General features: G+C 72.1%; 16 protein-coding genes. 13 read left to right on the top strand and 3 right to left on the bottom strand.

Annotation, left to right across the window (positions count from 1 at the left end; translation table 11 throughout):
• A partial coding sequence (locus tag ACXJKF_RS16140) for an ABC transporter permease subunit (protein ID WP_456788727.1) occupies positions 1-389 on the top strand: 389 nt, incomplete at its 5' end.
• Positions 383-1,315, top strand: a complete 933-nt coding sequence (locus ACXJKF_RS16135) for a carbohydrate ABC transporter permease (RefSeq protein WP_456788726.1) — start codon at positions 383-385, stop codon at positions 1,313-1,315. The genes ACXJKF_RS16140 and ACXJKF_RS16135, both read left to right, overlap by 7 nt.
• Positions 1,316-1,351: 36 nt before the next feature.
• Here the strand turns inward: ACXJKF_RS16135 and ACXJKF_RS16130 are convergent, their stop codons facing one another.
• Positions 1,352-2,986: a GH39 family glycosyl hydrolase gene (locus ACXJKF_RS16130; RefSeq protein ID WP_456788725.1), complete on the bottom strand. Its 1,635-nt coding sequence runs from the start codon at positions 2,984-2,986 to the stop codon at positions 1,352-1,354.
• A 123-nt stretch (positions 2,987-3,109) separates the two neighbouring features.
• On the opposite strand from ACXJKF_RS16130, the gene ACXJKF_RS16125 reads away from it, so the two are divergent.
• The 4 genes from ACXJKF_RS16125 to ACXJKF_RS16110 all read left to right on the top strand — a co-directional run bounded on the left by ACXJKF_RS16125 (position 3,110) and on the right by ACXJKF_RS16110 (position 5,731).
• The gene (locus tag ACXJKF_RS16125; RefSeq protein ID WP_456788724.1) at positions 3,110-4,153 is read left to right on the top strand and encodes a LacI family DNA-binding transcriptional regulator; all 1,044 of its coding nucleotides are present in this window, start codon (positions 3,110-3,112) and stop codon (positions 4,151-4,153) included.
• 53 nt (positions 4,154-4,206) lie between these two features.
• Positions 4,207-4,623, top strand: coding sequence for a nitroreductase/quinone reductase family protein (locus tag ACXJKF_RS16120; protein WP_456788723.1), 417 nt, complete (start codon positions 4,207-4,209; stop codon positions 4,621-4,623).
• Between the two features lie 27 nt (positions 4,624-4,650).
• The gene (locus ACXJKF_RS16115) at positions 4,651-5,391 is read left to right on the top strand and encodes a glycoside hydrolase family 25 protein (RefSeq protein WP_456788722.1); all 741 of its coding nucleotides are present in this window, start codon (positions 4,651-4,653) and stop codon (positions 5,389-5,391) included.
• A gap of 190 nt (positions 5,392-5,581) precedes the next feature.
• Positions 5,582-5,731: a VOC family protein gene (locus tag ACXJKF_RS16110; RefSeq protein ID WP_456788721.1), complete on the top strand. Its 150-nt coding sequence runs from the start codon at positions 5,582-5,584 to the stop codon at positions 5,729-5,731.
• 4 nt (positions 5,732-5,735) lie between these two features.
• Here ACXJKF_RS16110 and ACXJKF_RS16105 read toward each other — a convergent pair whose 3' ends face one another.
• Both ACXJKF_RS16105 and ACXJKF_RS16100 read right to left on the bottom strand, forming a co-directional pair.
• Positions 5,736-5,936, bottom strand: a complete 201-nt coding sequence (locus tag ACXJKF_RS16105) for a hypothetical protein (RefSeq protein WP_456788720.1) — start codon at positions 5,934-5,936, stop codon at positions 5,736-5,738.
• A gap of 345 nt (positions 5,937-6,281) precedes the next feature.
• A complete protein-coding gene (locus ACXJKF_RS16100; RefSeq protein ID WP_456788719.1) occupies positions 6,282-7,364 on the bottom strand; it encodes a winged helix DNA-binding domain-containing protein in 1,083 nt (360 codons plus the stop codon).
• A 75-nt stretch (positions 7,365-7,439) separates the two neighbouring features.
• Here ACXJKF_RS16100 and ACXJKF_RS16095 point away from each other — a divergent pair, with 75 nt between their 5' ends.
• From ACXJKF_RS16095 to ACXJKF_RS16065, 7 genes are all read left to right on the top strand, one after another.
• A complete protein-coding gene (locus ACXJKF_RS16095) occupies positions 7,440-7,853 on the top strand; it encodes a VOC family protein (RefSeq protein WP_456788718.1) in 414 nt (137 codons plus the stop codon).
• A gap of 34 nt (positions 7,854-7,887) precedes the next feature.
• Positions 7,888-8,502 (top strand): SGNH/GDSL hydrolase family protein, encoded by a 615-nt coding sequence (locus tag ACXJKF_RS16090; protein WP_456788717.1) that lies wholly within the window; start codon positions 7,888-7,890, stop codon positions 8,500-8,502.
• 392 nt (positions 8,503-8,894) lie between these two features.
• Positions 8,895-9,830, top strand: a complete 936-nt coding sequence (gene cysK, locus ACXJKF_RS16085; protein ID WP_456788716.1) for a cysteine synthase A — start codon at positions 8,895-8,897, stop codon at positions 9,828-9,830.
• 53 nt (positions 9,831-9,883) lie between these two features.
• Positions 9,884-10,468 carry a serine O-acetyltransferase EpsC gene (gene epsC, locus ACXJKF_RS16080; RefSeq protein ID WP_456788715.1) on the top strand — a complete coding sequence of 195 codons (585 nt, stop codon included), beginning with the start codon at positions 9,884-9,886 and terminating at the stop codon, positions 10,466-10,468.
• Between the two features lie 42 nt (positions 10,469-10,510).
• Entirely contained in the window at positions 10,511-10,861 is a 351-nt protein-coding gene (locus tag ACXJKF_RS16075) for a GntR family transcriptional regulator (RefSeq protein WP_456788714.1), read from the top strand.
• On the top strand, positions 10,858-11,829 hold the full coding sequence (locus ACXJKF_RS16070; RefSeq protein ID WP_456788713.1) for a DUF1648 domain-containing protein: 972 nt from the start codon (positions 10,858-10,860) through the stop codon (positions 11,827-11,829). The genes ACXJKF_RS16075 and ACXJKF_RS16070 overlap by 4 nt, the downstream gene beginning before the upstream one ends.
• Positions 11,830-11,915: 86 nt before the next feature.
• On the top strand, positions 11,916-12,959 hold the full coding sequence (locus tag ACXJKF_RS16065; protein WP_456788712.1) for an LLM class F420-dependent oxidoreductase: 1,044 nt from the start codon (positions 11,916-11,918) through the stop codon (positions 12,957-12,959).
• The last annotated feature ends 356 nt before the right edge of the window (positions 12,960-13,315 follow it).

The raw sequence follows: 13,315 nt of genomic DNA, 5'->3' as shown, positions 1-13,315 counted from the left end.
CCGTCGGCTGGGGCACGATCCTCTACCTCGCGGCCCTCACGACGGTCGACACGTCGCTCTACGAGGCCGCCMGCATCGACGGCGCCAACCGGTGGCGGCAGACGTGGCACGTGACCCTCCCGGGCATCCGGCCCACGATGATCACGCTCCTGATCCTCAACATCGGTCTGTTCCTCAACGTGGGCTTCGAGAAGGTCCTGCTCCTCTACACGCCCCTGACGTACTCGACCGCCGACGTCATCTCGACCTACCTCTACCGGGTCGGCCTCGTGTCCAACAACCTGAGCTACGCGGCAGCCATCGGGCTGTTCCAGGCCGTCATCGGCCTCGTCATGGTCCTGTCCGCGAACTTCATCTCGCGGCGAGTGGTGGGAGCGAGCCTGTGGTGAGCACGGACCTGACGCCCTCGGTGGACGAACGGGCGGGTGTGCCGGTCGGCCCGCGCGACTCCCGCGGCTACCGCCTGTTCACCGGGCTCAACGCGACCGCCCTGGTGCTGGTCACCCTGCTGATCCTGTACCCGTTCGTGACGCTGCTCGCGCAGTCGTTCTCCAGCTCGGGCGCGATCAAGGCCGGCCTGGTGAACGTCGTCCCGGTGGGCTTCAACCTCGAGACGTACCGCGTGGTGGCGGGCGACGACCGGTTCTGGACGAGCTACGGCAACACCGTGCTGTACACGGTGGTCGGGACGGTCATCGCGATGGTCCTCACGACGACGTTCGCCTACGCGATCTCGAAGCCGCACCTGCGGGGCCGCAACGCGCTGATCGGGATCGCCGTCTTCACCATGTTCTTCAACGGCGGGATCATCCCCAACTACGTGCTCATCTCCTCGCTCGGCATGAAGAACACCATGTGGGCCCTCGTCCTGCCCGGGGCGCTGTCGGTGTTCAACCTMCTGGTGATGAAGTCGTTCTTCGAGAACATCCCCCGCGAGCTCGAGGAGGCCGCCCAGATCGACGGCCTGGGCTGGTTCGCGACCTTCACCCGGATCGTGCTGCCGCTGTCCAAGGCCGTCATCGCGACGATGATCCTGTTCTACTCGGTCGCCTACTGGAACGACTGGTTCACCGCGTTCCTCTACCTCGACGAGGACAACCTCTTCCCGCTGTCGCTGTTCCTGCGCAACCTCATCGCCGGTGCGACCACGACCACCGCCGCGAGCGCGGCGGCGGCCGGGACCACGTCGGCCGCCATCTCGGCGAACATCCAGGCCGTCACGATGATCCTGGCGATCCTGCCGATCCTGTGCGTCTACCCGTTCGTCCAGCGGCACTTCGTCTCCGGCGTGATGCTCGGCTCGGTCAAGGGGTGAGCTGTGGTCGGTCCGCACGCCCGGACGCCGCCCCGGTCACTCCTCTTGCACGAGCGACGCCACAGCCCACGGAGGCAGGTCGAGCAGGATCTCCAGGACACCCGTGTCCGGCACGACGAGCGACTCGCGGTGCAGCGCGTCCGCCACGTCGCGAAGCCGGTCCGTCTGCTGCGGCGTGAGGTTCAGCGGCTCACCCAGCTGGTGCCACGCCTCGGCGACGTTGCCGTGGTCCCAGTCGAGCACCTCGAGGGTGAGACGCGTCCCCGGCGCGAGTCCCTCGACGGTGTGCCGGACGGTGCGACGGGGTCCCAGCTCCCGCAGCGCACGCGTCGCCTCGTAGGTGATCTCTGAGCCGATGGACCTCGTCCCCATGTCGTCCGGGTAGTTGAGGAAGACGGCGGCGAGCGCCCCGTCGCGGCTGCGGCGCGTGATCACCCCGTCGGGCGTCGACAGCAGCAGGCGGTCGCCCAGCCGCGCCAGCATCGCCATCGCGTGGAACGTCGGCTTGTGGATGCCCTGCTCGTTGACCAGCCCGAAGCCGCCGTGGAACGGGCCGATGCCGCCACCGCCCTCCTCGAACACGTCGGTGAAGGTCCAGTACGAGATGGAGTCCGCCAGGGGCGCGCCCTTGAGGAACGCCCGCGTGATGTACGCGGCGGCGAAGAGCGTGTCGTGCATCCGGTCACGGCTGGACGGCGAGCTGGACCACTCGGAGATGTGGAGCTCGGCATCGGGGAACGGGCCGTCGTCGATGATCGCGCGCATCACGACCAGGTCGTCGTAGGTCGCGTCGACGTGCCGCTGGATGGGCCGGCCCTCGCCGTCGGCGCCGAACGCGTAGTCCGTCGGGTAGAGGTGGGTGGACAGGAAGTCGACCGGGACGTCACGCGTGGCGCACCAGTCGATGAACTCGTGGATCCACACCGGCTGCCAGTCCAGCGCGTCCGGGTCGGTCGCCTCAGCCGTGGCGACCTCGGCTGACCTGTCCTGCGTCTCCCCCGCGTACCGGGCGTCCGGGACGAAGACGCTCGTGGACGGTCCCCCGACCATGAGCCCGGCGTCGATGTCCTTGATCGCCCGGGCCGTCGCCTCGTACAGCTCGAAGTACTGCGTCCGCGTCCCCGTCCAGAAGTGCGGCACCAGGTTCGGCTCGTTCCAGACCTCGAACCGCCACCGGCGGACCTCGTCGAGGCCGTACCGCTCGATCCAGTGCCGGACAGTCGTGGTGACCAGCTCGACCCAGCGCGCCGTGTCCTTCGGCGGGCTGCAGTGCGCCTTCCACCAGAACACCGTCTCGGTCTGCGTGGCGAGCGCGCTCGGCATGAAGCCGAGCTCCACGAAGGGCCRCGCTCCGGTGGCGAGGACGGCGTCGAACACCTTGTCGACGTAGGCGAAGGTGTAGACGTGCTCGGCCAGCGGCTGGGGTGGCCCGAAGCCCCCGCCGTCGGCCACGCGGTACACCAACATGTCGTCGTGGAAGACACCGTGGAAGCGCACGGACCGCGCACCCAGCACGTCGACCGCCTCGCGGAAGTGGGCCTGCCAGTCGGCACGCAAGGCCTCGTTCGCCCGACCTGCGCCGACGCACGCGTTCCAGACGTGCCTGAGCTCGGTCTCGACCGGCGTACGCCCGTCGATCAGGAGGGCGGTCGGCGCGGCGTCAGAAGGCATGAGGGCTCCGATACATCTCTCGAAAGATTTCGACTGCATTCGGTCGCCCGGCTATGCTAACGACCTGGAACTGCGGCGAGGATGCACTCCGCGCAGCGAAAATGTTTCGAGAGGATGGCTCAGATGGTCGGCCGCAGCAGACCCACGCTGGCCGACGTCGCGCGGGCCGCGGGGGTCTCGCCGGCCACCGCCTCCAAGGCGCTCAACGGCCGACTMGACGTGGCGGCGAGCACGCGTGAACGAGTGCTCGCCGCCGTGACGGAGATCGGGTACCGCGCCGGCACGTCGCCGGTCTCGGGCAGGTCGCGTCGGGCGGTCGCGGTGGTCTTCGACCTCCCCGCGTCGCCGTACATCCTCAACGTGCTGCAGGGCGTCCTCGCGTCGGCCACCGACGCCCACCTCGACCTGCTCACCCGCCTCGCCCCGGACCGGGCGTCGCGCACGCAGCGCGCCGCCGCCCGGGCGTGGATCGCGGACCAGCGGTCCGCCGGCGCCGTCGGGATCGTGGGCCTCACGCTGTCCGAGCCCGACGCGCTGCTGGCCGCCGCCGCGGACGCCGGGCTGCCGTTCGTGATGGTCGACCCCGTCGACGCCCAGCACCGGCCGATGATGAGCGTCAGGTCGAGCAACTGGGCGGGCGCCCGCACCGCCGCGGACCACCTGATCGCGCTCGGCCACCGACGGATCGCCTGGGTCGGCGGCCCGGACGCCTCGACCTCCGCCCGGGACCGCTTCTACGGCTACCGCGCGGCTCTGGAGTCGGCGGGGATCGAGCCGGACCCCGAGCTGGTGCGGAGCGACCGGTTCGACGTCGACGCGGGCGCCCGGCACGCCCGGGAGCTGCTCACCCTGGCCCTCCCGCCGACCGCGATCATGGCGGCTGACGACGAGATCGCCGTCGGGGTGCTCGCCACCGCCCACGAGCTCGGCGTGCAGGTCCCGGGGCAGGTCAGCGTCGTGGGCTTCGACGACACGCCGCAGGCGGCCTGGACCACACCCGCGCTGACCACCGTCCGCCAGGACCTGGAGGGGATGGGGCGGCTGGCCGTGCAGACGGTCCTCGCCGTGTCGTCCGGAGAGCGACCGCCGTCGTGGCACGTCGAGCTGGCGACATCACTGACGGTGCGCGGCACCACCGGACCGGCACCTGCACCGTCCGCGGACTGATCACGGGCCGGGCCCGGAAGGGCGCCGAGCCCAGGACCGACGACACTGGGCACATGAGCGACTGGAACCAGCAGATCATCGACGAGTTCCGCACGAACGGCGGCGACGTCCACACGAACGGGTTCGGCAAGGGCCTCGTCCTCCTGCACCACCGCGGCGCGCGGACCGGGGTCGAGCGCATCAGCCCGGTGGCGGGCATCCGCGTCGACCAGGACACGTGGCTCGCCGCGGCCTCCAAGGGCGGAGCGCCGGACAACCCCGCCTGGTTCCACAACCTGCTCGCCCACCCCGACGTCGAGATCGAGACCCCTGACGACGGGACGGTGCCCGTGCGTGCGACCGAGCTCGTCGGCGCCGAGCGTGACGAGGCCTGGACCCTGTTCACCGCCCGGTCGGAAGGGTTCCGCTCCTACGAGCAGCGCACGACGCGCACGATCCCGGTGCTGCAGCTCACGCGACGGGACACCTGACCCCAGGTCGTCAGCCACACTTCCTCGGTGCACACCCGCAGCAAGGCGTTCGTCGCCGCCACGGTCGTCCTCGTCGTCGTCGCGCTCGTGGCCGTGCTCGTCGAGCGCGGGGTGATCTGGCCGAACCGTCTGCTGGCCGCGCGGTACGAGGTGCGCGGCGTCGACGTGTCCTCGTACCAGGGGGAGATCGACTGGCCCGTGCTCGCGGGACAGGACATCGACTTCGCGTACGTGAAGGCGACCGAAGGCTCGAGCTTCGTGGACGACACGTTCGAGACGAACCTGCAGGGTGCCCGGGAGGCCGGTGTGCTCGTCGGCGCCTACCACTTCTTCAGCTTCGAGAGCCCGGGTCGCGCGCAGGCGGAGAACATCATGGCGACCGTGCCGGCGCAGGGCGGGCTGCTCCCGATCGCCATCGACGTCGAGCACTACAGGAGGTTCCACCGCGACCCACCGGACCCCGCGACGATCCGCGCGGAGCTCGAGGTGCTCGTCGCGGCCCTGCGGGAGCACTACGGCGTCGAGCCGGTGATCTACGCGACGCAGGCCGCGTACAGCCGCTACGTCGCGGGAGGCTTCCCGGACACGCCGCTCTGGATCCGCGCGGTCTACCTCCCGCCGCGCGTGTTCGACGGCCGCGAGTGGACCTTCTGGCAGTACTCCCACCGGGACCGGCTCGACGGCTACGACGGCGAGGAGTCCTTCATCGACGTCAACGTGTTCCGCGGAGACCTGGCCGACCTGCGCGACCTGCGGTCCGACGGTTGACCCTCGGGTCGCCCGAGGGGCCACAGTTCTGCTGTGGACACCCGCACGGTCCTGGACGACCCGACGCAGGCTGACACGGTGCTCGCGGCCCACCGCGATCGGCTGGAGCGCGAGCGCGCCCGCCTCTCCGCGAGCCTGGGCGACACCGTGCGGTTCGCCGACGGGCTCCCCGCGGTGTCACCCTCGCCGGGTGCCGCCCGTGCAGGTCAAGCTGCTGGTCGCCGGCCTTCTCGCGGCCGGTGCGACGGAGCTGCTCGGCCCGCACGAGACGGAGGGCATGCCGCGCTCGTCGGCCGTGCGGGACCCGGACGCGAACGTCGTGTGGCTCTACCAGGGCTGACGCCTCAGTACCGGACCTGGCCCCGCTCGGCGTCGAAGATGTGCCGGCAGCCGGGGCACTCGCCGCGGTCGGGTCCGTCGTCCTCGGGGAACTGGGTGGTCGGTGTGACGAAGCGCCCGCAGACGCTCATGCCGTCGCGGAAGAAGTGCTGCCGGCGGTCGTTCCTGGTGAGTCGGAGCCAGCCTTCGGCGTACGTGAGGAGCATGGGACCAGTCTTCGTCGGCCGCCGACGAGCCGACAGGGCCGAAGGGCCCGAACGGGACGACAACGGCCCCGGTGCTGCGCCGCGACTCTCGTCGCGGGCCGCACCGGGGCCGCATGTCCGTCAGCACCTGTTGGCCTTCGCCCACCGCGCCCGCTTGTCCTTGTTGCGCGCGGCTTGAACCGCCCCCAGCGCCATTGGGGGCTGTCGAAGATCAGCCACCTGGACCATGACCGTCTGCCGCTCTCGTAGCGGCGCGTTCCATGTCCAGGCCGATCCTTCGTGATGGGATGCTGACACCATCACGCAGACCGGGAGATCCAAGTAGGAACAGTACACGTGTTCTGGTCACGTGTCTAGTTCCAGCCGGTAGGGCGTGCCGGCGAACGCCGCGAGCCGGTCGAACGCCGCCCGGACCGCGTCGCGCTGCGCAGCGTCCAGGGAGACGGCGAGATGCAGCTCCGCCAGGATCTCGTCGCGCTCGACCACCCGGCGCCACCAGCCGATCACCTGGCTGTCGAGCACGAGCGGCTGGATCACCTGGTTCGTGCCGGCCGGCGCGACGGACAGGCCTGCGATGTTCGCCGCCGTGCGGCCCTCCGTGTAGGCGACGCCGTACTCGTCGTACCCCTGCAGGACGTGGACGGTCGGCGACGGGTCCCGCGTCGGAGCCTCCGCCGGCGCATACCAGTAGGTGAGCCCGTCGACGTCGACGGACGTCAGGTCCTCCCCCACGATCGCCAGGCCGCGGCKGATCTGCGTGAGCGTCAGGCTCGACCACCAGCGGAAGTCCATGACCGTCGCCGGGCCGTGGCTGACGAAGTACCGGCGGGTCAGCTCGGCGAGCGCCTGGTCCGGGTCGAGCGCCGGCGTCGGCGGCACGCGCTCGTCGAGCAGCGCGTAGGTGCGCTGCTTGCCGCGCAGGACCCCGCTCACGACGACGCCGGCCAGCTCCGCCGCCATGACCAGGTAGGCGAGCCGGATGCCGCTCGCCTCGATCCCACCGCGCACGAGCGCTCCCTGCAGGTCCGGGCGTGTCAGGTGGTTCCCGCCCCGGAGCGCCTCGGCCAGCAGGCCCGTCGCGCGGTCCACGAGGTCGTCGTCGATGCCGGACCGGCGTTCGTAGTAGCGGCTCGTCTGCCGCACCCGCGGTCCCGTGAGGGCCAGCATCCAGCGGACGTCCTCGGGAGCCACGAAGTGCCACGTCGGCCGCAGGACGTGCGTGCGCAGGATCGCGCCCGCGTCGAGCGCGGCCTGCACCGCGGCGTCGTCGGCGTCCGCGCTGCGCTGGCCCAGCGACCACCTCGCCATCGCGTACTCCTGCGCCTGCGACGCGCCGAGGTGCCGGACCACGGCGGCCGGGTCGGGCAGCGGCGAGCCGGACAGGTGCTGGTTGTGGAGCCGACGGTGCGCGACCTCGAGGCGGTCCATGGGTCTCGATCCTGTTGCGTGTCGGCGGGCGGTGACAAGGTTGTCGGGTCGGAACCCAGTCGAAGGAGACCCCCCGTGGCGACACACCTGAACCCGTACCTGAGCTTTCGTGACAACGCCCGCGACGCGATGGAGTTCTACCGGTCGGTGTTCGGCGGCGAGCTGACGCTGAGCACGTTCGGCGACTTCCAGGCGAGCGACGACCCCGCCGAGGCGGACAAGATCATGCACGGGCAGCTGGAGTCCCCCGGCGGGCTCGTGCTCATGGGCGCGGACACGCCCGCCGCGATGGACCTGGCCACGCAGAGCAACATCTCGGTCTCCGTCAGCGGCCAGGACCTCGCGGAGCTGCAGGGCTACTGGGACGGGCTGGCCGAGGGCGGCACCGTCCTGCAGCCGTTCGCGCAGGCACCGTGGGGCGCCACGTTCGGGATGCTGACCGACAGGTTCGGGGTCACGTGGCTGGTCAACGCGGGCCCGGAGATGTGAGCGCGCCGGCCCGCGCGCCGCTAACGTGCCCGCCGTGACGTTCCTGCAGCCCCACGACCGCATCCTGCTCACCGGCGACTCCGTGACCGACTGGGGTCGCGACCGCTCCGACCCGACGAGCCTCGGGCACGGCTACGCCGGCATCGTCGCGGCGCTCGCCGGCGCCCGCAGGCCCGAGCTCGGCCTGACGTTCCTCAACCGGGGCGTGGGCGGGGACACCTCGGCCATGCTGCGCGCGCGGTGGGAGCAGGACGCGGTCGCGCTGGCACCGACGGTCGTCTCGGTCCTCATCGGCATCAACGACACGTGGCGCCGGTACGACTCGGGCACGCCGACGTCCACGGACGAGTACGAGGAGAACCTGCGGGCCGTCGTCGCGGGCGTCGACCGGCTGGTGCTGATCGAGCCGTTCGTCGTGCCCGTCACCGAGGCGCAGCACGCCTGGCGCGAGGACCTGGACCCGCGGATCTCCGTCGTGCGCCGCGTCGCGACGGAGCGCGGTGCCGTGCTGGTCCCGGCGGACGGGCTGTTCGCCGCCGCGGCCGCCCGCACCGGCGCCGCGACGTGGGCCGACGACGGCGTGCACCCGACGCCCGCGGGGCACGGGCTGCTCGCGCAGGCGTGGCTGGAGGCGGTCGGTCTCGGCTGAGCGTCCGCCTGGTGGGGATGCTTTGCGCGTGCGTGGGCGTTGACGCTAGCGTCGTGGCCGATCGTGTCCCGCACTCGCGGGCGCGACCTGACCGACACGGTCTCCGGAGGACGAAGCGATGCGCGTGCACACTGCCGCTCCCGCCGTCCTCGAGCGCGCCTGCGTCGCGCTGCCCTGTTGTCGCTGTCTGTAGAGCGCTGGCTGCTCCTTCGCGCGACAAACCCTCGACCAGGGGGCGTCTCCTGCGCCAGCGCTCGCCCCGTCCCGGACGGACAGCCCCCAGCCGGTCCGCCCTCCCCGCCGGTGCACCCGAGCCGCCGGACCCCCAGACGCATCGCTAGTCAGTCCCCCACCAGCTGCCGGCCGGCCGGCAGCTCGACCGAAGAGGAACCATGGCACGCATCTACGACGACGCCACCGCGCTCATCGGCAACACCCCGCTCGTCCGCATCAACAAGATCACCGACGGCGCCCCCGCCACCGTCGTCGCGAAGCTCGAGTTCTACAACCCGGCCAACTCCGTCAAGGACCGCATCGGCGTCGCGATCATCAACGCGGCGGAGGCGTCCGGCGAGCTCAAGCCCGGTGGCACGATCGTCGAGGCCACCAGCGGCAACACGGGCATAGCGCTCGCGTTCGTCGGCGCGGCCCGCGGCTACAACGTGGTGCTGACGATGCCGGAGACCATGTCCAAGGAGCGCAAGCTCCTGCTGCGCGCGTTCGGCGCGGAGCTCATCCTCACGCCGGGCTCCGAGGGCATGCGCGGTGCGGTCAACCGTGCCGACGAGGTCGTCGCCGAGCGCCCGGGCGCCATCCTGGCGCGCCAGTTCGCCAACGAGGCCAACCCGGAGATCCACCGCACGACGACCGCCGAGGAGATCTGGGCCGACACCGACGGCGAGATCGACATCCTCGTCGCGGGCATCGGCACCGGCGGCACCATCACGGGCGTCGGCCAGGTGCTCAAGGCGCGCAAGCCCGGCGTGAAGATCGTCGGCGTGGAGCCGGCGGAGTCGCCGATCCTCAACGGTGGCGCACCCGGCCCGCACAAGATCCAGGGCATCGGCGCCRRCTTCGTGCCCGAGATCCTGGACACGACGGTCTACGACGAGATCATCGACGTCGACGCCGAGACGGCCGTCAAGGTCGCCCGCCGCGCCGCCGCCGAGGAGGGCCTGCTGGTCGGCATCTCGTCCGGCGCCGCCCTGCACGCCGCGACGCTCCTGGCCCAGCGCCCGGAGAACGCCGGCAAGCTCATCGTCGCCATCGTCCCGTCGTTCGGCGAGCGCTACCTGTCGACCGTGCTCTACGCGGACCTCGTCGACTGACGGTCCCCGCCCGCACGCCCGCACGACCACCTCACCGACAGGACGAAGGCACCGTGTCCGACCACCTGCACTTCTTCGCGACCCTCAGGGAAGACCTCGAGGCCGCCCGGCACCGCGACCCCGCGGCCCGGTCGCTCGCCGAGGTCGCCCTGGGGTACCCGGGGGTGCACGCGGTGTGGGTGTACCGGCTGGCGCACCGGATGTGGCACCAGCCCGGCCTGCGGCTGCCCGCGCGACTGATCTCCCAGCTCGCGCGGGCAGTCACCGGCATCGAGATCCACCCCGGCGCCCGCCTGGGGCGCCGCTTGTTCATCGACCACGGCATGGGTGTCGTCGTCGGTGAGACCGCCGAGGTCGGGGACGACGTCGTCCTGTTCCACGGCTCGACGCTGGGCGGCAAGTCGATGCGCCACGGCAAGCGGCACCCGACGCTCGGCGACCACGTGGTGGTCGGGGCGGGAGCCAAGATCCTCGGCCCGGTGTGGATCGGGGAGGGCGCGCAGATCGGTGCGAACGCCGTCGTCATCCACGACGTGCCGCCCGGGGCGATCGCGGTCGGGGTGCCCGCGACGATCCGGCTGCGGCCGGTCGCGGCACCGTTCGACGTCGAGGTCGACGACCCCGCGATCTACATCTGAGCGAACTTGTTCTAGTTGTCGTCCAACAACTAGAGTGACGGCGTGCTCTTCCGCGTCGATCCCGCCTCCCCGGACCCGCTGTTCACCCAGCTGGCCGGGCAGGTGCGCGCCGCCGTCGCGCGCGGCGAGCTGACCGACGGCGAGCGGCTCCCGGGCGCCCGGGAGCTCGCCGCCTCCCTCGACATCAACCTGCACACGGTCCTGCGTGCCTACCAGGAGCTGCGCGACGAGGGTGTCATCGAGCTCCGCCGAGGTCGCGGCGCCGTGGTCATCGCCCCCGCGCAGGACAACTCCGAGCTGCACGCCGCCGTCGAGACCCTCGTGCGTGTGGCCCGCTCGCTCGGCATCGCCCCGCAGACCACCACCGCCCTGGTCAAGGAGGCCCTCCGATGACGCCGCCCGTCCCGCACCGCGCAGTCACCACCGTCCTGACACTGGGCGTCCCGCTCGCGCTCGCCGCGGTGCCGTTCGTCGTGGCCGGCGCGTGGGCGTCCGAGCTGCCGGACCCGGTGGCGGTGCACTTCGGCACCGACGGACCGGACGGCTTCTCCTCGCTCGCGGGAGCGGTCTGGCCGACCGCGATCGCCACGGTGGTCCTCGCGCTCGGGTCCTGGGCGCTCGCGTTCTTCTGGGGTCGCACGGCGCTGCTCCGTCGGATCGCGGCGGGGACCGCAGTCGGGATGTCCGCGTTCCTGTCCACGCTCGTCGTCGGGATGCTCGACCTGCAGCGCGGGCTGACCGACGCCGCCGCGACGGACGGGTTCGGCCTCGTCGTCGCCCTGTCCTTCGTCGTCGGGGCCGGCGCGGCGGCGCTCGCGGCGTGGGCGGTGCCGCGCGACGCGCACCAGCCTGCGACCGAGCCGGTGCCGCCGACCGCCCCCGTGCTGGACCTGCGCCCCGACGAGGCGGCCTCCTGGGTCACGCACGCGGAGAGCCGCAGCGCGCTGGTGATCGGCGGGAGCGTCGCGGCGCTCCTGGTCGCCCTCGGGCTCCTGCTCTCGCTGCCCGCCCTCGTCGTCCCTGCCGTCCTCGTCGCGGCCGCTGTGCTGTCGAGCACCCGGTTCACCGTCACCGTCGACCGACGCGGCCTGACGGTGCGGTCGGCCGTCGGCCGGCCGCGGTTCGCCGTGCCGCTCGACGAGGTGCAGGAGGCCGCCGTCACCACCGTGTCGCCGCTTCCCGAGTTCGGCGGCTGGGGCTACCGGGTCGGTCGTGGCGGCCGGGTGGGCGTCGTCCTGCGCGCCGGGGAGGCTCTGCAGGTCGAGCGCTCGGGCGGGCGGGCGTTCGTCGTGACCGTGGACGACGCGGCGACGGGTGCCGCCCTGCTGAACACGCTCGCCGCCCGCAGCCGGGTCGGCTGAGCGACGCCAGGGGTACTTGTGATACCCGGGGTACCGGGTAGCCTGGCGCGGGCGTCGACGACGACGCCGGACCAGGAGGACTGACGATGCGGCTGGGCTACCACACGGGCTACTGGTCGGCGGGCCCCCCGCCCGGTGCGCAGGAAGCGGTGCTCGGCGCCGAGCAGCTCGGGTTCGACTCCGTCTGGACGGCCGAGGCCTACGGCTCCGACGCCCTGACCCCGCTCGCCTGGTGGGGCGCACGCACCTCGCGCATCCGCCTCGGCACGGCGATCGCGCAGATCTCCGCGCGCACGCCGACCGCGGCAGCGATGGCGGCCCTCACGCTGGACCACCTCTCCGGCGGCCGGTTCGTCCTGGGGCTCGGCGCCTCCGGCCCGCAGGTGGTGGAGGGCTGGTACGGCCAGCCCTACCCCAAGCCGCTCGCCCGCACCCGCGAGTACGTGTCGATCGTCCGGCAGGTCCTGGCCCGCGAGGCACCCGTGACGTTCGACGGCCAGTTCTACCGGCTCCCCCTGCCCGCCGACGAGGGGTCCGGACTGGGCAAGGCGCTGCGCTCGACCGTGCACCCCCTGCGCTCCGACCTGCCCATCCACCTCGCCGCCGAGGGTCCGCGGAACATCGCGATGTCAGCGGAGATCGGCGACGGCTGGCTGCCGCTGTTCTACTCGCCGCGCATGGACGGCGAGTACCGGACGCTGCTCGCGGAGGGCTTCGCCAAGCGCGCCGCAGGGCTCAGCCCCGTCGAGGACTTCGAGGTGGTCGCCACCGTCCCGGTCGTGCTCGGTGCCGACGTCGAGTCTGCGGCCGACAGCGTCCGGCCGTTCATCGCGCTCTACGCGGGCGGGATGGGAGCCAAGGGCGCCAACTTCCACCGCGACGTGCTGGACCGGCTCGGGTACGCCGAGGCGTGCGACGAGATCCAGGCGCACTACCTCGCCGGCGACCGCGCGCGTGCGACCGCGGCCGTCCCGCTCGAGCTGGTCCGGGACATCGCGCTCGTCGGCACGGCCGAGGACATCCGGGCGCAGCTGCCCGCCTGGGAGGGCACGGCCGTCACGACGATGCTGGTCCAGGCCGACCCCCGGACGCTCCCGGCGGTCGCGGAGGCTCTGCGCCCGTCCGCCTGACGCCTCCTGCCGACCGCCCGCGACGCCTGCGCGTCGCGGGCGGTCGCATGTCCCGTTGCCGACAGGTGTGGGGAAGCGCTAGGGTCATGCCCACGTGCTGGATGCGGCATCTCAGGATATGAGAAATGCCGACCTGAGCACTCCAGAATCGATCAGCGAGGGAGGACGGACCGCCATGACCTACCCGACCTCCCCGATGTGTTGTCGGTCCGCGTGCTGTCCCCCGCAGCACCGCACCGGCTCCTGACGCCCCCCAGCGTCCGCCCCCTGGACTGACCAGGGGCCCCGCCGGTGCCCGCCCCTCGCGCGGCAGACCGGCTCCCCAGCCCGTCCCGATCGGCCGCGCCCGATCCCCC

The sequence above is a fragment of the Cellulomonas sp. P5_C5 genome (assembly GCF_054049655.1).
Note: the sequence above shows the minus strand (reverse complement) of the source record. Positions and strands in the feature narration are given on the sequence as shown.